This window comes from Streptomyces sp. MI02-7b (assembly GCF_033793585.1).
Lineage (GTDB): Bacteria > Actinomycetota > Actinomycetes > Streptomycetales > Streptomycetaceae > Actinacidiphila.
In genome coordinates this window covers 250,698-269,845 of the sequence record NZ_JARAWX010000011.1, presented here as the reverse complement: position 1 = coordinate 269,845, position 19,148 = coordinate 250,698, and the positions used below count along the sequence as shown (strand labels likewise).

Sequence of the window (19,148 nt, the reverse complement as noted above, 5' to 3'; positions counted from 1 at the left end):
CAGACAAAGCTGGCAGTGGGAAACCCGGGCGCCACCGCCCGGTCACCACGGAGCCCGTCGCTACACCCCGGCGGTGGCGGCGGGGCCCATCCGGGCCAGCAGCAGGGCGACGTCGTCGTCCGCCGACTGCGGGAGGGCGCCCAGCACCAGGTCGCAGGTCTCGTCCAGGGTCTGGTGCCGGGTCTTGAGCTTGAGGACCCGCATCAGCGCCCGCAGGCCCACGTCGAGGGACTGCCGGCGGTCCTCCACCAGTCCGTCGGTGAACAGCGCGAGCACCGTCCCCTCGGAGAGTTCCCGTTCCACCATGCGGAAGCCGATCCCGCCGACGCCGAGCGGTACGCCGTTCGGGATGTCGATGAGCTCGGCGCGACCGCCGGGGGGCACCAGCACCGGCGGCAGGTGCCCTGCGGTGGAGAACTGGCAGCGGCCGGTCGCCGGGTCGCACACCGCGTACACGCAGGTGGCGATGAAGTCCCCCTCGGCGCTGCCGATGATGTCGTCCAGGTGCCGCAGCAGTTCGTCGGGGGCCAGGTCGAGCTGGGCGAAGGCCCGCGTGGCGGTGCGCAGCTGCCCCATGATCGCCGCGGCACGCAGGCCCTTGCCCATCACGTCGCCGACGATCAGGCCCACCTTGCCGTTCTTGAGCGGCAGTACGTCGAACCAGTCCCCGCCGACCTCACGGACCGCGGGTATGTAGCGGGTGGCCATCTCCATGCCGTCCACCGTCGGCGGGTCGTGCGGCAGCAGGCTCCGCTGGAGGGTGAGGGCGGCCAGGCGCTCGCCCGCGTACAGCCGCGCGTTGTCGATGGAGATCGCGGCGCGCGCGGCGAGCTCCACGGCCAGGGTGCGGTCCTGGTCGTCGAAGGCCTTCTGGTTGCGGGTGCGGTAGAGGCCGATCACGCCGAGCACCTCGCCGCGCGCGATCAGCGGCGCGGCCAGGTACGAGTGCACCCCGGCCCGCCGCAGCAGCGCGGCGGCCCGGTCGTCCCGGGCGATCCGGCGCAGTATGCGGCTGCTCACCCGGTGCACCACCACCGGTTGCCCCTCGCGCACCGCCCGGGTGATCAGCCGGTCGGTCGGGTACGAGGCCGGCTCGCCCACCGGGTCGACGGCCCCGATCGCCTCGCCGGGGTCGGCCGCGGCGACCGCCAGGGCCCGGAACTCGGCGGTCTCGCCGGAGGCCACCCGGGACACCGTCTCACCGCGCATCACCGACTCCAGCACGTCGACGGTGGCGATGTCGGCGAGCATCGGCACCACGACCGAGGCCAGCTCCCGCGCGGTCTGCTGCAGGTCCAAGGTGGTGCCGATGCGGGTGCCCGCCTCGGCGATCACCGCCAGCCGGCCGCGGGCGGCCGCGATCTCCTCGGCGGCGTGGTGCCGCTCGGTGAAGTCGGCCACCGAGGTGGCCAGGCCCAGCACCCGCCCGGTGGGGTCCTCGATCCGGTAGTACGAGATCGACCACGCGTGGTCCCGCCCCAGGTCGGCGTACGTGCGGCCGACCGTCTCCAGGTCCAGCAGCGGTTCCCCGGTCTCCAGGACGGTCCGCATCGCCGTCTCGATGCCCGCGGCGTCGATACCGGGTGAGACCTCACGCATCGTGCGCCCCAGCATCGACGCGGCCGACAGGCCGTACATGCCCTCCAGGGCCTCGTTGACCCGCACGATGCGCAGCTCGGTGTCGAAGACCGCCAATCCGATGGGCGACTGGTCGACCAGGCTGCTCGACAGCCCCATGTCGGTCTCGACGCGGCGGACGGTGCCCAGGTCGGCGCCCAGCCCCAGGGCGAAGACCCCGCCGTCCTCGTCGAGCATGCGCATGTTGCGGAACTCGATGTCACGGACCGTGCCGTCGGCGTGCACGATCGGGAAGACGCCCTGCCACACCGCACCCGCTCTGACCTGCTTGAACAGCTCGGTGACCAGCTCCAGCCTGGCGGGCTCCACCATGAGCAGCCCGGCGTTCTGGCCCAGCGCGTCGGCCGCGCTGTAGCCGAACAGCCGCTCGGCCTCGGGGCTCCACAGGACGATCCGGCCGTGCCGGTCGAGGACCATCGCCGCGACCCCGAGAAGGTCGAGCAGGCCTCCGGGCGTGGGGGTCCCGGGGCGTGGCCGGGCCTCCCTGTCCGTACCGGGCGGCGTTGCGTCGTGTGCGTGCATGGCCTCCTCGTACGCCCCGGCAGGGCCCCGCCGGAGCCCCTACCTCGTCGCTACGGCATATTTTCGCACCGAGTCCCCAAGGATGCCGCCTGTTCGTTCGGGGGCCGACGAACGAAGGCGTCCCTCCGGAGGAGGAACGCCTTCGTGTCTGTGCGCCGCCAGGGACTCGAACCCCGAACCCGCTGATTAAGAGTCAGCTGCTCTGCCAGTTGAGCTAGCGGCGCTCACCGACAGAGAGGATCCTACCTGACCACCGGGGGTGCCCCCGACCACGTCCTCCAGCAGCGCGGGGTCGTCGTCCAGCCACCCGAGGCGGACCATCTTCACCCCGGCCTGGAAGCGGCTGTCGGCCCCTATCTGCTGCATCAACTCCGCCACGATCCGCCGTACCGTCCGGTCGGACAGGCCCAGCTTGCGGCCGATCGCCTCGTCCGTCAGGCCGGAGGCCAGCAGCCGGACGACCTCCCGGTGCCGGGCGGCCGGCGCGGCGCCCACGTCGTCGGTGAACAGGTCCGACGCGGACGCCCAGCAGTGCTCGAACATCTGCCGCAGCACGCCGACCATCGCGGGGCTGCGCAGCACCATGGCGGAGCCGCCGGCGCGGTCGTCCCTGGTGTCCGGTCCGAACTGCGGCACGATCGCCAGGGTGTGGTCGACGATGATTAGTTTCATGGGCAGCGTGGCGGCGGTCCGCACCTCGCCACCGTCGTTCACCATGGTGCGCAGATGGGCCCGGACGTGCGGCACCGCCGCCGCGGTGGCCAGGTGGATGGAGCGCATCGCGATGCCCCGGCTGAGCGCCTCCCGGTTGCGGTCGTCCGCCTCGAAGAGGTGGTCCTCCGGCAGCGCGCTGGGATGCATGGAGAGGATCTCGGTCGTGACGGTGCTGGCCGCTTCGTCCAGAATCGCGGCGATCTGAGCCGGCTGGGCGGCGACCTCGATGCGGGCCTCGGCGAGCTGGCGCATGTGCACCGGCTGAAACTCGGCCGCCAGTTGACTCAGTGCGGTATGGGTGTCGGTGATGGTGTTCACCATCTCCTCGGTCCGGCGCCGGCTGCCCTCGATGAGCTGCGCCATCGCGGTCGCGGGGGAGTGCACCGACCAGCCGCTGCGCGCGGACGAGAAGGGTGCGGCCAGGCCCAGCGACGCCAAGGAGTGCAGTGCGGCGTCGAGTTCGCTTTGTGACCAGCCAGTGAGCGTACAGACGCTTTCTGGTGTCCAGTCGGCGTCGGCGAGCGCCAGAGCGTAGAGTTCCTGCGCCCGGGCGCGCAGAAGGTCGTCGGTCACTGCTCGCACCCCCAATGCTTCACGTCACCCCCGGCTTCGATCAGGTTAAGGGTCGGCGCTCGTGTATGGACCCATCGGGGGCCATCCGGTCCCATGTGTCCGCATAGGGCCATGTCCGAATCCGGAACGTGAAAAGGGAAGACCACCGGCTCGGCGTCCGACAGAATTCAGTCAGTCGTACGGTTCCCCCAAACCGGCGCAGCACCCCCAAGCACCACCCCAGCTCACACTCCCAGGACAGGCCTGCCATGACATCGATTCGCCGCAACGCCCTTCGGTTCCTTCTGGGCGTCGTTGCCTCCATCACGATGGGGCTCATCGGCGCAACGGCAGCATCGGCGCAGCCTGCTCCAGACGGTGACATCGCCTGGTCGGCGCAGCACACCGGCCCCCACGCGAACGACATCGCCTGGTAGCACCCTGGGCCGTCCCACAAAGACAACACCCCCCAGCACTACCCCCCCCCAAGCAACACCACCCCCCTCAAGAGCCACACCCCTCCCCCCACGCTGATGGGCCCGGCATACCTCCCCCCTCTTGCCGGGCCCTTCAGCATGCCCGGAAACAGGGCGCGGGTATCCGCCATGGCGGAGCGGTGAGTGGCCGGCTGCCCCACCGGTGGACCTCGTGTGCACGAGTTCCGCCCCACCGCCCAAGTGCCCTTCGCCCGCGCCCCGTTCGGGCCGCCCGTCGTGCCGGCGACCGCCCCCACGGGCGCGCTCGTCGGCGGCACCCGCCCGGACCTCCAGGGCCGCGCAGCCGCCGAGCGGAGCTGGGTGCCGGACCGGGCGGTCGCCGACGGCAAGGGGCAGGGCGCCCGCGGGGCCTCCGCCGTGGCCGGTAACGGTCCGGGCCCTCGGGCTGGGCCGGGCCGCCCCCGCCCGGCCGGTGCCCGGGGTCGGAGGGGGTGGTCATGAGCACCCCCTCCGACCCCGTATGATTGTCCCGTTCGCGCGCGCCGCTAGCTCAACTGGCAGAGCAGCTGACTCTTAATCAGCGGGTTCGGGGTTCGAGTCCCTGGCGGCGCACAGCGCAAGGGCGCCCCTCCTCCGGGAGGGGCGCCCTTTTGTGTTCCGTGCGGCGTCAGAGGGCGAGCGAGAGCAGCACGGGGGCCGCCCGCTCGTTGAGGGTGTCGGCGGCGCCCTTGAGGCGGTGGGCCTGGTTGACGGGCAGGGAGAGCGCGAGGCAGCCGACCGTCGCCCCGATGGTCACCGGGATGGCGGCGCAGACGGTGCCGATCGCGTACTCCTGCAGGTCGAGGGTGGGCGCGCTGGCCGGCTGGCTCTCCAGCTTGGTCAGCAGCACCTTCTCGCTGATCGTGGTCTTCGAGGTCAGCCGCACGATCTTGTGCCGGGACAGGTGGTCGCGGCGGCCGTCGTGGTCGAGCTGGGTGAGCAGGCACTTGCCGACCGCGCTGGCGTGCGCGGCGGAGCGGAAGTCGACCCACTCGTTGACCTTGGGCGCGGCGGGTCCGTCGGCGAAGTCGACGATCTTGACCTCGCCGTCGTCGTACCGGCTGAAGTAGACGGCGGCGCCGACCTCGTCGCGCAGCGCCATCAGCACGTTCTTGATCTTCTCGGCGAGCGCCGTGTCGCGGCTGGCGCTGCCCAGCAGGACGAGCGATTCACCGACCGCGTACCCACCACCGGGCAGGGCGTTGAGGTAGCGCTCCCGGTTGAGCATGGCGAGCAGTTGCGATAGATATCCGATGGGCACGCCGATTTCGCGGGCGAGCTGCTCGGCGCTGACGCCGTGCCGGTGCTTGTCCACGGTCTCCAGCACGCGCAGCGCGTGCTGGACGGCGTAGACCGGCGCGACCTGTCGGTGCTCAAGCGCCACGGTGTCCCCCTACAGGTGTGACCGTTTGCGTCCTTGCTGTGGCTGCTGGTCACGGCCACCGCGCACGACGGACGGGACCCGGCAGCCGGGCCGCATTCCACGATAGCCTCAAAGCGGTTTCGAGTAGAGCCCGTTGAAGCTTTGTCTGAACGCCTCCGGACGTATATGCAGGAACGCGCCACTCTGGCATATGCCCAGGGCACGGCCCACTTTCCGTCAGGGCACCGTACCGAGGAATTCCCGGGTTCTGCGGTGCTCCGGGGAGCCGAAAAAATGCGCTCCGGCGCACCCGATTCCACCACCTTCCCGCCGTCGAACATCAGTGCGCGGTCGGAGACGTCCCGGGCGAACCTCATCTCGTGGGTGACGCACAGCAGCGTGATGTCCGGCCGCATGGCGAGCGCGCGGGCGACGGCCACCCGCTGCTGCCGGCCGCCGGAGAGCCGGGTGGGGTGAAGCGTCCCGTTTGTCGGCCAGGCCGCCCAGTTCCCGCAGCTCGCGGCCGCGTTCGGCGGCCTCGTCGCGGTCCTGCCCAGCACGTGCACTTCAGCAGCTGGATCAACAGGTTGTTGAACGGCGGGATCATCTGCGGCCACGCCTGCGGCAGGACCACCGGCCGCATCCGCTGCCGCGGCGTCATGTTCAGCGCGACGGCCGCCTCCGCCTGGGCCCTGGGCACCGCGTCGATCGCCCCGCGCACCACCTCCGAACCGTGTACGCCCCGTAGTTGAGCCTGATCGCCACGACGGCGCAGGCCAGCGGCACGAGCGTGAAGCCCGGGATCGGCAGCGCGAAGAACAGACAGAACAACCGCACGTGCAACGAGGTGCCGCGGAAGAACTCCACGACGACCAGGGACACCCCGTGCACCGAGCCCCGGCGCGAACGCGCCGTGAAGCCCAGGAGCGAAGGCGAGCACCAAGTTCGTCCCCGTGTGGTGCGCCGGCCCACGAGGGCCGCGCCTACCCCGACGTACGGGAGGCATTCATGCGAATGTGGAGGGGTACCCGACTGCCCGGACCGTCCGGGAGAGGCAGGGAGCCGTGATGAGCGACAGCACCGGGATGGAAGACAAGCGCGAGCAACTGGTCGTGGAACGGGTGCCGAAGGGGCTGCTGATCGGCGGCCGGTGGCGGCCCGCGAAGGACGGCCGGGAGTACGAGGTGGAGGACCCCTCGACCGCGCAGCCGCTGTGCGCGGTGCCCGACGCCGGTGCCGAGGACGCGCGCGCGGCGATGGACGCGGCGGCCGCCGCGCAGGCCGGCTGGGCGGCCACCGCGCCGCGCGAGCGCGGCGAGATCCTGCGGCGCGCGTACGAGCTCATCGTCGAACGGCAGAACGACCTCGCGGTGCTGATGACCCTGGAGATGGGCAAGCCGGTCGCCGAGTCCCGGAGCGAGATCCTCTACGCCGCCGAGTTCTTCCGCTGGTTCGCCGAGGAGGCGGTCCGGGTCGACGGCGGGTGGGCGACCGCTCCGGACGGCAACGGCCGGATCTGGGTGATGCGGCAGCCGGTGGGACCGGCGCTGCTGATCACCCCGTGGAACTTCCCGATGGCCATGGGCACCCGGAAGATCGGGCCCGCCGTCGCCGCGGGCTGCACGATGATCGTCAAGCCGGCGCACCAGACGCCGCTGTCCATGCTCGCCCTCGCCGAGATCCTCGGCCAGGCCGGACTCCCCGACGGCGTCCTCAACGTGCTGACCACCTCACGGCCGGGCGAGGTGTCCACCCCGCTGCTGGAGGACCCGCGGCTGCGCAAGCTCTCCTTCACCGGCTCGACGGGTGTCGGGCAGAAGCTGATCGCGCAGAGCGCCAAGGGCGTGCTGCGCACCTCCATGGAGCTCGGCGGCAACGCGCCGCTCATCGTCTGCCAGGACGCGGACCTGGAGAAGGCGGTCGAGGGCGCCGCCGTCGCCAAGATGCGCAACATCGGCGAGGCCTGCACCGCCGCCAACCGCGTGTACGTGCACGACGACCTGGCCGAGGCGTTCACCGGGCGGCTGGCCGAGAAGCTCGGCTCCATGGTCGTCGGCCGGGGCACCGAACCCGGTGCCCAGGTCGGCCCGCTCATCGACAGCGCCGGCCTCGGCAAGGTCGACCGCCTGGTGCGCGACGCCGTCGCCGGCGGGGCCCGGGTCGTCACCGGCGGCGAGCCGCTCTCCGACCGGCCGGGGTACTTCTACCCGCCGACCGTGCTGGCCGACGTCCCCGCCGACGCGGCGATGCTCCGCGAGGAGATCTTCGGGCCGGTCGCGCCCGTCGTCACCTTCACCGACGACGACGAGGCGATCCGGCTGGCCAACGACACCGTCTTCGGCCTCGTCTCCTATGTCTTCACCGAGAGCCTGCGGCGCGGAATCCGCTACGCCGAGGAGCTGGAGACGGGCATGCTCGGCCTCAACAAGGGCGTGGTGTCCACCCCCGCGGCGCCCTTCGGCGGCGTCAAGCAGTCCGGGATCGGGCGCGAGGGCGGTTTCGCCGGCATCGACGAGTACCTGGAGATCAAGTACGTCGCCGTCGACGTGTGAGGCGGGCCGGGGGCGGCGCCCCCGGCCCGACCTGTCCGGTCGCGGGTCAGGCCTTGGGCAGCCCGTACACGTCGGCGACCAGTTCGTACGAGCGCAGGCGGGCCTGCGGGCTGTGCGCGTTGGCCGTGAGCATCAGCTCGTCCGCCCCGGTGCGCTCCACCAGGGCGTTCAGCCCGTCACGGACCTGCTCGGCGGTGCCGTGGACGATGTTGACCAGCCAGGAGTCGACGAACTCCCGCTCGGCGGGGCTGAACTCGTACGCCTCGGCCTCTTCGGGGGTCGGCACGAGCCCGGGGCGCCCCATGCGCAGCCGCAGCATCGACAGGGCTCCGGTCAGCACCTGGCGGCCGGCCTCCTTCTCGTCGTCCGCCGCCAGGGCGGCGACGCCGATGACGGAGTACGGCTTGTCCAGGACCGCGGAGGGCCGGAAGGACTCGCGGTACAGCTCCAGGGCCGGGACCGTGTTCGCCGCCGAGAAGTGGTGCGCGAAGGCGAAGGGCAGGCCGAGGGCGCCCGCCAGCCGGGCGCTGAAACCGCTGGAGCCGAGCAGCCACACCGAGGGACGCGCGGCCGACTGCACACCGCCGGGGGCGGTGCCCTGCACGGGACCGGGGATGGCGTGGATGCGGGCGTAGGGGTGGCCGGCGGGGAAGTCGTCGTCCAGGAACCGCACCAGTTCGGCGAGCTGCTGCGGGAAGTCGTCGGCGCTCTCGTTGAGCCGGTCGCTGCGGCGCAGCGCGGCGGCGGTCGCGCCGTCGGTGCCCGGCGCACGTCCGAGCCCGAGGTCGACACGGCCCGGGGCGAGCGCCTCCAGCGTGCCGAACTGCTCGGCGATGACCAGCGGCGCGTGGTTGGGCAGCATCACGCCGCCCGACCCCAGGCGGATGCGCTCGGTGTGCGCGGCGAGATGGGCGAGGATCACGGCGGGGGAGGACGAGGCGACCCCGGGCATGGAGTGGTGCTCGGCGACCCAGTAGCGCTGGTAGCCGCGGGCCTCGGCGAGCCGGGCCAGCTCGACGCCGGTGCGCAGCGCGTCGCTCGCGGTCAGGCCCGCGCCGACGGTGGCCAGGTCGAGCACGGACAGGGGCACGGGTGCGCTGCCGAGGGTGGTACCTCGTACGGGGTCGTTCGTCTCCACGGCGGTCCGTCGCCTCCTGGGCCGGTCGATGCTGCGTACGGGCAGTCACAACCGGAGAGCGACTCCGCTTATTCCCCCGGCTCTCCCGGTGCCCCCTGCTGCCCCGGCTCCGGCTCCGGCTCCGCCGCTTCCCGTGGCGACCCGGGCGCCGGGTCCCCCGCGGCGTCCCGCCGCAGTTCGGCGATCCGCTCCGGCGGAACGGGCCGCGAGTACAGCCAGCCCTGCCCGGTGTCGCAGCCGATCCGCCGCAGCCGCTCCGCCTGCTCGGCGTTCTCCACGCACTCGGCGGTCACGGTCAGACCGAGCCGGTGGGCGAGCTGCACCAGCGCCTCGACGATCGTCTCGTCGGCCGGGTTCGGGTGCAGGGTGTCGCGGAAGCCGCGGACGAAGGTGCCGTCGAGCTTCAGCGCGGAGACCGGCAGCCGGCTCAGATAGGCCAGGTTGGAGTAGCCGGTGCCGAAGTCGTCGATGGCGATGTGCACCCCCATCTCGTGCAGGGCGTGCAGCGCCTGCAGCGGCCGGCCCGCCGAGCCCATCACCGCCGACTCGGTCAGCTCCAGTTGCAGCAGCTCGGGCGGCAGCCCGGTGTCGTCCAGGATCTCGGCCACGTCCGCGACCAGGTCGGAGTCCCAGACCTGGCGCACCGCCACATTGACGCTGACGAAGATCGGGTCGTCCGGGTGGTCCTTCTGCCACTGCCGTGTCTGGCGGCACGCCTCGGCGAGCACCCAGCGGCCGAGCTGGACGATCGAGCCGTTCTCCTCGGCCAGCGGGATGAACCGGTTCGGTCCGAGCAGCCCGAAGTGCGGGTGCTCCCAGCGCACCAGGGCCTCGACCCCGCGCAGGCTGCCGCTGCCCAGCTCGACCAGCGGCTGGTACTCCAGGACGAACTCCCCGCGCTCCACCGCCTGCCGCAGCGTGCTGGACAGCGCCTGCTTGGTCATGCGGTGCGCGTTGCGCTCGGGGTCGAACAGCGTCCAGCGGGCCTTGCCGTCCGCCTTCGCCCAGTACAGCGTGGTGTCGGCGGCCTGCATGATGCCGGTGGCCGTGGTCCCCGACGCCTCACGTTCGACCACGCCGATGCTCGCGGAGACGGCCAGCCGGTGACCGGACAGGTCGAACGGACGTTGCAGCGCGGTCAGTACGGACTCGGCGAGCGCGGTGGCCTGCCCGGTGCCGGTGGAGTCCTCGATGAGGACGGCGAACTCGTCGCCGCCGAGCCGGGCGACGAGCGTGCCGCCGCGGCCGAGCCGTGCGGCGCAGTCGGTCAGCCGCTCGGCGACGGCCTTGAGCAGCCGGTCGCCGGTCCGGTGGCCGAGGGTGTCGTTGATGGCCTTGAAACCGTCGAGGTCGAGGTAGCACAGGCCGATGCGGCCGGTCCGGCTGCCGGCGCCCTCCAGAGCGGTGGCCAGGCGTTCGAAGAACAGCTGGCGGTTGGGGAGTTTGGTGACCGGGTCGTGCATGCGCAGGTGCCGCAACTGCTCGCGCAGTTCGTGGCGCTCGCCCAGGTCCTCCACCGAGAGCAGCACCCCGCCGGGGACCGGGACCACGACGACCTCGGCCCACACGGTGCGGCCGTCCGGCCCGCGGACCGGACGGGTGCGGCGCAACTCCTCGCGGCGGCCGGTGAGTACCGCCTCGTACTCGGCGTACTCCGTGTTCTCCGTGCTCTCCGGGGCCTCGGCGGACTCCACGGGCTCGGTGGCCGGGCCGGGCTCCGTGCTCGTGCCGCCCGGCCGGTCCGCCGGATCGCCCTGGGTGGTCCGCGCGGCCGGCGCCCGGTCGTCGGGACCGCCGATCCCCGCGAGGCCGACGAGCTCGGCGGCGGTGAGCGCGGTGAGCCGCACCGGGTCGGCGCCCAGCAGTTGACCGAGCGCCGGATTGGCCTCGCGGACCCGGCCGTCGGGGCCGATCAGCGCCATGGGCAGCCGCGCCACGTTGAAGGCGGCGCGGTAGTCGTGGACCTCCGAGACCGTCCGTTCCGAGGCCGGAGGATGACATTGAGTGACTGTGGGGGCCGTCATCTCGGGGTCGAGGTCGGGGCCTCCCGAGGGTCCGCCCATCGCTGACTCCCGTATTGCTGTCGTCTCGCACACATGGTCGTGGAGGGATCGAATGACCGCCAAGAGGCGGTGTTCATCCTGGAAATGTGCCGATCATAGAGGTTTTCCGAATGGCGAGGCCACCGCCGTAGCGGTGATTCTCGGCGTCCGGGGTGTGGCGTTGGTCATTTCTCGTCGCGTCGTGAATTGAATTGATCGTTTTCCGTCACTCATTACGCACTGTAGTGATCGGACGGTAACCCAGGCGGAGCAGCACAAGGGGGCGAAACACCGCAAAACATAGCAGCGTGATGGGGGTGTCCCGACACCGTCCGGGAGGTCCACGTGCCGTTGCCAGGGCTACCCATACGTGCGCATCGGCGTGTTCGCAGGGGTGAATCCCCGCGCGCCGCCCGTCGCGTGCTGCGGGCCGCGGTCGCGGCGATGAGCGTGTTCGCCGCCGTCGTGGCCTGGACCCTGGTCACCGGACCCTCCGCGGGCGGTGCCGGTGGCGAGGTGTGCGTCCTGCCGCGCGGCACCGCCCACCACTCCGAGGGCGTGTCGTCCTGGGACCCCTCCTACCCGCGGCCCCGGGCGGACGTCGACGCCGTGATGATCTTCCTGTCCTTCCCGGACGCCCGGCCCAGCCTCACCCCGGACCAACTGGCGGCGGACCACTTCCCGGCCACCGCGCAGTACTTCGCACGCGCTTCCTACGGTGCCTTCCGGCTGCGGCCGCACGTCGTGCCGGTCTGGCTGCGCATGCCGCTGCCCTCCACCGCGTACTCGATAGCACGCGACTGGGGCGCCCCCGTGCGCTCGCGCTTCCTCGACGACGCGGTGGCGGCCGCCGACCCGCGCGTGGACTTCCGCCGCTACAAGGTCGTCTACCTCGTCGCCGACCCCGACGCCCCGGGCGTCGACCCGGACGCCACCAAGGTGGTCAGCCTCGGCTCGCCGCTGCACGCGGACGGCGTCGAACTGCGCCGCTTCGTCACCGTCTTCGAGAGCCACCCGCCGGACGTCAACGTCCTCGCGCACGAGACCGGACACGCCTTCGACCTGCCCGACCTGTACTACCGGCCCCCGGTCGGCAGCCATGCCGACTGGGACACCCACGTCGGGGACTGGGACATCATGGGCAGTCAGTTCGGACTGGCGCCGGACCTGTTCGCCTGGCACAAGTGGAAGCTCGGCTGGCTGCGCTCCTCGCAGGTCCACTGCGTCGTCGACAGCGGCACGCACACCTACCGGATCACCCCGGTCGAACGGCCGGGCGGCACCAAGCTCCTCGTGGTACCCGCCGGGCTCAAGTCCGTCGTCGCCGTCGAGGTCCGCGCCGCCACCGGCAACGACCGGCTGACCTGCACCGAGGGCGTCCTGATGTACCGGGTGCGCGCCGACGTCCAGTCCGGCGACGGCCCGGTGGACGTCATCGACGGCCACCCGCGGACCTCCGGCTGCTCGCAGGTCTCGGTCTACCCGCCGCTCGCCGACGCCCCCTTCCGGGCGGGCCAGGGGTACGCGGTCGGCTCCGACTCGCGGATCGACGTCGTCGCCCGCCACCAGGACGGTTCCTGGACCGTCCGGGTCACGCAGGGCTAGGCGGTGCGCGGATCACGGGCGCTGGCCGTCTCGGCCTGCGTGATGCTCTTCGCGGCGGGCAGTGGCGCCGTCACCAGGAGCGGTACGGCCGCCGGCCTGCCGCCCGCCGACCGGCCCTGCGCCCTGCGCGCGGCGCCGGGCACGGCCATGTCGGAGGGGTTCAGCGACGGCGGGCGCGACTTCGCCGCCGCCACCGGCGACGTGCGCGCCCTCACCCTCATGGTCGACTTCCCCGACAAGCCCGCCCCCTCCCCCGCCAAGGAGCGCTACCGCGAGTTCTTCCCCGCCGTGCGGCAGTGGTTCCACCGGGCCTCGTACGGCAGGCTGCGCTACGACTCCACGCCCGTGCTCCACTGGATCCGCATGCCCCGCCCCTTCACCGCGTACGGCATAGGGCGCGGCTACGGCTGGACCGCGCACACCGCCATGATGCGCGACCTGCTGCGGGTCGCCGACAAGAAGATCGACTTCTCCGGCTACAGCCTGGTCAACATCCTGGTCACGCCCAACGCGGGCCCGCCCGCCGACCAGGCGGTGCTCTCCGTCACCTGGACCGGCGCCTCCGCCGCCACCACCGACGACGGCGCCCACCTGGACCGGGTGTCCCTGATATACGGTCACGACCAGTCGGGCGCGCGCGTGCTCAGCCACGAGAACGGCCACGCCTTCGGACTGCCCGACCTGTACGCCGTCGACCGCTTCGGCCGCACCGACACCCTGGCCGGCCAGTGGGACAGCATGTCCCTGGACTGGGGTCTGCAGGGCGACCTGTTCGCCTGGCACAAGTGGCGCCTGGGCTGGCTGGACGACGCCCAGATCCTCTGCGTCCGCGACGCCGCGACGCACCTGGTGCGGCTGTCCCCGGTGGAGGTCCCCGGCGGCCGCAAGGCGGCGGTCGTCCCGCTCGGCCGCACCAGCGCCTATGTCGTCGAGGCCCGTGCCGCTCGCGGCAACGACGCCGAGGCCTGCCGCGAGGGCGTCCTCGTGTACCGGATCCGTACCGACGTCGACTCCGGCCACGGCCCCGTCACCGTCCGCGACGCCCACCCCGCCACCTCGGCCTGCGAGTACAGCAGCGCCTCGTTCAATTCCCTCAACGACGCGCCCTTCCGGCCCGGCGAGCACTTCGCCGACCCCGCCTCCGGCCTCACCGTCGAGGTCCTCGCCCACGACCCGGCCGACGACGCGTGGACGGTGCGGATCACCAACCGCCACCCCTGGCGGACGGAGCCGGCGCGGAGTGTCGCGCACACGACGACGGGCGCCCTCCGGAGGGAGGGCGCCCGTCGATGATGGTGCGCCGCCAGGGACTCGAACCCCGAACCCGCTGATTAAGAGTCAGCTGCTCTGCCAGTTGAGCTAGCGGCGCTTGCTCACGTCGTAGAGATTAGCATCCGCTTGCGGGCGGGTGAAAATCGATATTCCGGCGCCCGGCCGGCCGGTCAGCGGGCCGCCCGGACGCAGGCCCACAGCACCTCGGCGGCCCCCGGGAGCCAGGGGCGGTGGGTGTCGGGGGCGACGAGCCAGCGGGAGCGGGCGGTGGAGCAGTCGGCGTAGGGCGGGGGGAGGGCCACCGAGTCGCCCTCGCCGTGGCAGAGCAGGGGCGGCACGGGTCTGCCCCACTCCTCCCAGGACAGCAGGGAGGGCAGCCGCTGCGCGGTGCCGGGCGCGACGAGCAGCAGGATGCGCCCGCGGCACTCGGCGGCGGGACCGGAGCCGGGGCCCGCGGACCACAGCTGCTCCAGGACGCGGCGGCCGAGGAGCGCGGGCAGGTTCACCACGTCGAAGGCCGTGCCGCAGGGCAGCACGGTGGGAGCCGTGGGCCGGGCGGACCACAGCGCCCGGACGCTGCGCGGGAAGGCGCTGGCGGAGGCCAGCCAGTCGGCTCCGTCGGGGGTCACGTACTGCGCGTGCCGGTACGCGGCGGAGCCTGCCGCGTCGGGTACGCCTGAGGAAGCAGAATCGATCATGCCCCCCGGCCATGTGTGCCACTGCCCATCACTCATGACATATACAACTACCGTGCGTGAACGTTTCGTTACGCCAATCCGGTAGAAGGGGGGACACGCGGGCCGGGGGTCGGGTACCTTGCCCCCGCCGCATATATGCGGCATATGCGCGGGCGCTACGAGCCCGCGGAACCGCCCTGCAGCAGGCCCTGGCCGAACTCGATCATCCGCTTGGCGTAGTCCTCCGACCAGCCCGCCTGCTCGGCGATCGCCGCCGGCACCAGCCGGTCGAAGCGCTTGGGGTCGGCGAGCTGCGCCGCGGCCATGGCCTGGAACTCGGTGGCGCGGTCCGCGGCGGCCCGGAACGCCAGGGCCAGCTCGGTGGAGCGCGCCAGCAGCTCTCTGGGGTCCTCCATGGACTCCAGGTCGAAGAAGTGCTCGTCGTCCTCGGCGATCGCCGCCGGTTCGAAGAGAAGTTGGGCGGGTTTCAGCCGAGGGGCGGGCGGCTTGCCCGCCGCGCTGTGAGCCGACTGCGGCTCGGACATGTACGTACCTCCAGGATCGTCGGCGCCTTCTATTGTCCCGCCTCGCGCAAGAGGACCTCGGTGAGGCGGGAACCGGGCGGGGACGCGTCAGGGATGCCAGGTCACACGGTGTTCGGCGAGATGGGAGAGGACCGCGTGATGGGCCTCCCAGCCGTCCGGGAACTTCACCGTCACCCCGAGCTGCACCGGCTCCGTCGAGGGGTGCTCGTCCAGCAGTTCCGGCACACCCGCCCGGCACACCACCACGCAGGCGTGGCGGTGCCGGGAGGCCAGCACGCACAGCCGGCCGGTCTCCAGGTGGAAGGCCGTGGCGTCGGGGCGCCCCGACAGCGGGTGCAGCACCACGGTGACGTCGAACTCCCGGCCCTGCAGCCGGTTCGCCGTGTCCACCGTCACACCCCGGACCCCGAGGTCCGCCAGCGCCGCCCGGACCGCCGCCGCCTGGTCGCGGTGGGCGGTGCCCACCGCGATGCGGTCCGGCCCGACCGGCGCGGTGCCGCGTTCGGAGTGCGCCACCCCGCCCCGGTCCAGCAGCCGCCGGGTCACCAGGGCGACCGCGCGCACCGCCTCCGGGTCCGTGCGCGGTGTGCGGCGGGCCGGCAGCTCCAGCAGGCCCCAGCCGGCCAGCGCCGCCTCGTCGAGCACGCGGTCGGGGCCGGAGCCGTCGCCGGGCACGCCGAAGGTCAGCCGCCGCTCGCCGGGCTCGGTGCCGCTGCGGAACGGGGTGTACGGGTAGAAGGCACCCGAGATGAGCGGTGCCGCCGAGGCGGGCAGCCGCCACGACACCGGCAGCCGGTGCTGCGGCAGTCCCGGGTTGTGGGCCAGCAGGGTGACCACCGCGCTCGCCGAGGGGTCGTAGCTCAGCCCCGCCCACTGCTCGGAGCCGACCACGCTGAACGGGTCCAGCTGCCCGGGGTCGCCCACGAACAGCGCCCGCTGGAACAGCCCGGCTACCTGCAGCAGCGCGTCCGAGCGCATCTGGTAGGCCTCGTCGACGATGGCGTGCCGCCACGGTTCGACGTCCTTGGAGGCCGCGGTGAAGGCCCACTTCGCGGCGGTGGCGATCACCACCTTCGCCCCGGTCAGGTCGGCCGCCTTGGTCGACTTCAGTACGGAAGCGTGCCGGTCCAGCGCCGGGTCCGGCGGGGAGTCGCTGCCGTGCAGCCGGCCGACGGGCAGGGCGGGGTCGGCCGTCGCCAGGCGGTCCACCAGGTCGTCGACCTGGGCGTTGGTCTGGGCGACCACCATCAGGGACTCGCCCGCCGCGACCAGCTCCTGGGCGGCGCGCACCACGAGCGTGGACTTGCCCGCGCCGGGCGGGGAGTCCACGACCACGCCGCGGTGCGTGCCGTGCAGGGTGTCGTGCAGGATCCGCTCGGTCGCGGCGTCGGCGGCCCGGGCCGCCTCGCTCACCGGGCTCGGGCTCAAAGGTAGTCCTCCGCGGTCGCGGGGTCGGCGCTCTCGGCGAGCGCGGCTGAGGTGGTGGTGCTGGCGGCAGCGGTGCCCGCGGCGGTCGCCGCGCCCGGGGGGCCGCCGTGGGTCCACGGGGTGTCCTCCGGGTCCGGCAGCCCCGCGCCGCCACGCGGGGCGTGTTCGAACAGCGTCCAGCACGTGGCGTCACCGGATTCCGGCACGGTCCCGGGGTCGGGGACCTTGGACCGGCCCATGCCGTTCACCACCCGCAGGAGCACGGCGCCCGGCCCGGCCCACTCGACGAACTGCGCCTGCTGCGTGCGGCCGTCCGGCAGGGCGCGGTAGACCTTGGCGTCCGGGTCGAGATGCGGCCGGTCCTCGGTCGCCACGGTCACCAGCGGGCGCGGCTTGGGGATCTTGCCCTCGCTCATCGCCATCCGCACGTCCACCACCTCGCCCGCGAACGCCTGCCCGGCCAGCCGCCGGCCCGCCATCTCCAGCGGGTCGTCCAGGGCCTCCTGCGCCTCCAGCCGGACCTGCGCGGTCTCCCGCCCGGCCAGCTTCTGCGCCGCGGAGACCGCGTCGTCGCGTCGCGGCTGCGGCGGCTCCCCGGCCCGTACCCGGTCCCGGTGCGAGGTGTACGACCAGCGGTCGCGCTTCCACCGCTCCTCGACGTGGGCGCCCTCGGGGAGTTCGCGGAGCAGGTCGAGGGAGCGCCAGATCGCGTCCCAGGTGGGACGCATCTGCCCGGCGAGCAGTGCGGCGATCTCGTCCGCGGCGCCGGGGACGCCCGCGTCGAAGCGGGCCGTGGCGGGCGCGAGCACCGCGTTGTCGAACACGGGGTCGGTGGCGGGGCCCGCCGGCGGGCACTCCAGCAGTCCGTCGCTGCCGCGCACGCTCTCCGCGCGGCGCGCCGCCTCGGCGCCCGGCACGTCCTCGGGTGGGTCGATCCAGGCGAGCAGGGCACCGAGGTGCTGGTCCTCCAGATTGCTCTGGCCGGTGGCCCAGTGCCGGGTCAGCAGTTCGGTCGCGGACAGCAGCAGCGAGGAGCCGGGGGTGCGGGCGCGCTCCCCGTAGTGCGTCAGCCACCGGCCGAGCAGCGGCACCCGCGCGGGTACCGGGTGCGGCTCGTCCGGGTCGTCCTCGGCGGTCCGGCGGAAGCGGGTGGAGCGGCCGAGCAGCCGGACGTAGTCCACGGCCGCGGAATTGGCCACCAGCAGCTGGGGCGCGTCGGTGCAGACCTCCGATTCCTCGCGGTTGCGTGTCGCGGGCTCGGTCTCGGTGTCGTCGGCGAAGCTCTCCAGGTAGGGCAGCACGATCTGGGCGAGTTCGGCGAGGAAGGCGAAGCGCAGGTCGCGGTCGCGCGGCTGCGGAACCGTCAGCAGCCGGGGCTCGGTGCGCGCGGAACCGACGAGCGCTCCCAGAGGGGCGCCGACCTCGCCGGCGGTGGTGAGCAGGACCAGGACCAGCGGCCGGTCCGACAGGTGGCGGTGGCGCACGGTCGCGAGCGGGGTCGCCCGCCCGGTCGCCATCGCCTCCGCCCTGGCCAGCACGGAGATCAGCGACATCCCAGCGCCTCCGCACGGAGCGCGGCGGCCCGTCGCAGGGCGGCCACCGCGGGGTCGTCGGGTACGGCGGGTCTGCCGGACGCGGATGCGCCGTCGCCCCCGCGGTCGCCGTTGCCGTCGTCGCCGAGCGCGGCCGCCAGCACCTGCTCGACGTCGGTGAGCGAGCCGAGTTCGGCGCGGACCCCGCGGCCCAGCGCCTCCACGGCGCCGCAGGCCCGTGCCTGCTCGCGGCAGTGGAAGGACAGCTCGCAGCTGGCCAGGCACTCGGGTGCGTACGCCGCCGGCAGCAGGTCCACCGCGGCGCGCAACTCCGGCCCGGGGCGGGTGGGGGTGCGCCGGTCGTCAGCGAGCCGCAGGTCGAAGGTCGTGCCCTCGGGCAGCGTGTCGGCGATCTCCTCGATCCGGGTGAGCCGGGCGAGCTGCCGCCGGGTGACCGACAACTGCTTGCGGACGTCGACGACCTCGGCGACCGGGAGGTTGGAGAAGTCCTTGGGGCACACCAGCAGCACGCGGTGGTCGGGGGCGCCGAAACCGAGCCGTTCCAGGGCCAGGACGTAGACCGCGGCCTGCCGGGCGGCGGCGCCGACCTTCACCGCGTCCGCCGAACCGTCCAGGATCGGGAAGGACTTGACCTCGATCACCGTCCACGACCCGTCGGGGCGCACGGCGATCGCGTCCGGCTCCAGGTAGACCGGGGAGTCGGCGACCTCGAGGGCCAGCAGCGGATGGTCCAGCACCGTCCAACGGGCCGCGGCGGTGGCCTCCTTGAGCGCGAGGCGGGTGCGCTCCACGCGGCCCTCGGGGCCGGGCGCGGTCAGGTCGGGCAGCGCCACCGCGGTGTCCTCCGGCGCGCCCAGCAGGCGCAGCAGCTCGGCGCAGCCGTTCCCCTTGACCCTGGCCTCGAAGGCGTGGCCGCGGATGAACGCGAACTGCGACTGCCCGAACGGCGCCGGGTTGCCCAGCACGCCGGCCACGGCCGCCTTGTCCACCCCCGCGGCGTCCAGCAGCGCGCGGCGCCGGCAGCCCGGGTTCGCCGCCAGCGCCGCCAGGGCCCGCGCGTCCATCGGGCGC

Annotated in this window: 15 protein-coding genes, 3 tRNA genes and 1 pseudogene; 6 read left to right on the top strand and 13 right to left on the bottom strand. The window is 73.0% G+C overall.

The window, feature by feature from the left end; genetic code table 11:
* Positions 1-60: 60 nt before the first annotated feature.
* The 3 genes from PV364_RS20590 to PV364_RS41305 all read right to left on the bottom strand — a co-directional run bounded on the left by PV364_RS20590 (position 61) and on the right by PV364_RS41305 (position 2,703).
* Positions 61-2,160 (bottom strand): SpoIIE family protein phosphatase, encoded by a 2,100-nt coding sequence (locus PV364_RS20590; protein WP_319661564.1) that lies wholly within the window; start codon positions 2,158-2,160, stop codon positions 61-63.
* A 151-nt stretch (positions 2,161-2,311) separates the two neighbouring features.
* Positions 2,312-2,384 (bottom strand) — tRNA-Lys (locus PV364_RS20585).
* Entirely contained in the window at positions 2,347-2,703 is a 357-nt protein-coding gene (locus tag PV364_RS41305) for a LuxR C-terminal-related transcriptional regulator (RefSeq protein ID WP_401583223.1), read from the bottom strand. The genes PV364_RS20585 and PV364_RS41305 overlap by 38 nt, the downstream gene beginning before the upstream one ends.
* A gap of 127 nt (positions 2,704-2,830) precedes the next feature.
* Here PV364_RS41305 and PV364_RS20580 point away from each other — a divergent pair, with 127 nt between their 5' ends.
* From PV364_RS20580 to PV364_RS20570, 3 genes are all read left to right on the top strand, one after another.
* On the top strand, positions 2,831-3,079 hold the full coding sequence (locus tag PV364_RS20580) for a hypothetical protein (protein ID WP_319661563.1): 249 nt from the start codon (positions 2,831-2,833) through the stop codon (positions 3,077-3,079).
* 616 nt (positions 3,080-3,695) lie between these two features.
* The gene (locus tag PV364_RS20575) at positions 3,696-3,863 is read left to right on the top strand and encodes a hypothetical protein (protein ID WP_319661562.1); all 168 of its coding nucleotides are present in this window, start codon (positions 3,696-3,698) and stop codon (positions 3,861-3,863) included.
* 539 nt (positions 3,864-4,402) lie between these two features.
* Positions 4,403-4,475 (top strand) — tRNA-Lys (locus PV364_RS20570).
* Positions 4,476-4,530: 55 nt separating this feature from the next.
* Here the strand turns inward: PV364_RS20570 and PV364_RS20565 are convergent.
* Positions 4,531-5,286 carry an IclR family transcriptional regulator gene (locus PV364_RS20565; protein WP_319661561.1) on the bottom strand — a complete coding sequence of 252 codons (756 nt, stop codon included), beginning with the start codon at positions 5,284-5,286 and terminating at the stop codon, positions 4,531-4,533.
* Positions 5,287-5,824: 538 nt separating this feature from the next.
* Positions 5,825-6,189, bottom strand: a pseudogene (locus PV364_RS20555) (ABC transporter permease subunit); the annotation flags it as partial.
* 143 nt (positions 6,190-6,332) lie between these two features.
* Between PV364_RS20555 and PV364_RS20550 the strand changes: the two are divergent.
* Positions 6,333-7,817, top strand: a complete 1,485-nt coding sequence (locus PV364_RS20550) for an NAD-dependent succinate-semialdehyde dehydrogenase (protein WP_319661560.1) — start codon at positions 6,333-6,335, stop codon at positions 7,815-7,817.
* A gap of 46 nt (positions 7,818-7,863) precedes the next feature.
* Here the strand turns inward: PV364_RS20550 and PV364_RS20545 are convergent, their stop codons facing one another.
* Both PV364_RS20545 and PV364_RS20540 read right to left on the bottom strand, forming a co-directional pair.
* The gene (locus PV364_RS20545; protein WP_319661559.1) at positions 7,864-8,955 is read right to left on the bottom strand and encodes an LLM class flavin-dependent oxidoreductase; all 1,092 of its coding nucleotides are present in this window, start codon (positions 8,953-8,955) and stop codon (positions 7,864-7,866) included.
* Between the two features lie 68 nt (positions 8,956-9,023).
* Complete coding sequence (locus PV364_RS20540; RefSeq protein WP_319661558.1) at positions 9,024-11,018, bottom strand: putative bifunctional diguanylate cyclase/phosphodiesterase; 1,995 nt, start codon at positions 11,016-11,018, stop codon at positions 9,024-9,026.
* 423 nt (positions 11,019-11,441) lie between these two features.
* On the opposite strand from PV364_RS20540, the gene PV364_RS20535 reads away from it, so the two are divergent.
* Both PV364_RS20535 and PV364_RS20530 read left to right on the top strand, forming a co-directional pair.
* Positions 11,442-12,602: a M6 family metalloprotease domain-containing protein gene (locus PV364_RS20535; RefSeq protein ID WP_319661557.1), complete on the top strand. Its 1,161-nt coding sequence runs from the start codon at positions 11,442-11,444 to the stop codon at positions 12,600-12,602.
* Between the two features lie 3 nt (positions 12,603-12,605).
* Positions 12,606-13,895 carry a M6 family metalloprotease domain-containing protein gene (locus tag PV364_RS20530; RefSeq protein ID WP_319661556.1) on the top strand — a complete coding sequence of 430 codons (1,290 nt, stop codon included), beginning with the start codon at positions 12,606-12,608 and terminating at the stop codon, positions 13,893-13,895.
* Here PV364_RS20530 and PV364_RS20525 read toward each other — a convergent pair.
* From PV364_RS20525 to PV364_RS20500, 6 genes are all read right to left on the bottom strand, one after another.
* A tRNA-Lys gene (locus PV364_RS20525) sits at positions 13,896-13,971 on the bottom strand.
* A gap of 73 nt (positions 13,972-14,044) precedes the next feature.
* On the bottom strand, positions 14,045-14,572 hold the full coding sequence (locus PV364_RS20520) for a bifunctional DNA primase/polymerase (protein ID WP_319661555.1): 528 nt from the start codon (positions 14,570-14,572) through the stop codon (positions 14,045-14,047).
* A 155-nt stretch (positions 14,573-14,727) separates the two neighbouring features.
* Positions 14,728-15,096: a hypothetical protein gene (locus tag PV364_RS20515; RefSeq protein ID WP_319661554.1), complete on the bottom strand. Its 369-nt coding sequence runs from the start codon at positions 15,094-15,096 to the stop codon at positions 14,728-14,730.
* An 87-nt stretch (positions 15,097-15,183) separates the two neighbouring features.
* Complete coding sequence (locus tag PV364_RS20510) at positions 15,184-16,524, bottom strand: AAA family ATPase (protein WP_319661553.1); 1,341 nt, start codon at positions 16,522-16,524, stop codon at positions 15,184-15,186.
* Positions 16,521-18,077, bottom strand: coding sequence for a hypothetical protein (locus PV364_RS20505; RefSeq protein WP_319661552.1), 1,557 nt, complete (start codon positions 18,075-18,077; stop codon positions 16,521-16,523). Before PV364_RS20505 ends, PV364_RS20510 begins: the two co-directional genes overlap by 4 nt.
* On the bottom strand, positions 18,068-19,141 hold the full coding sequence (locus tag PV364_RS20500; RefSeq protein WP_319661595.1) for a hypothetical protein: 1,074 nt from the start codon (positions 19,139-19,141) through the stop codon (positions 18,068-18,070). The genes PV364_RS20505 and PV364_RS20500 overlap by 10 nt, the downstream gene beginning before the upstream one ends.
* Positions 19,142-19,148: the final 7 nt, after the last annotated feature.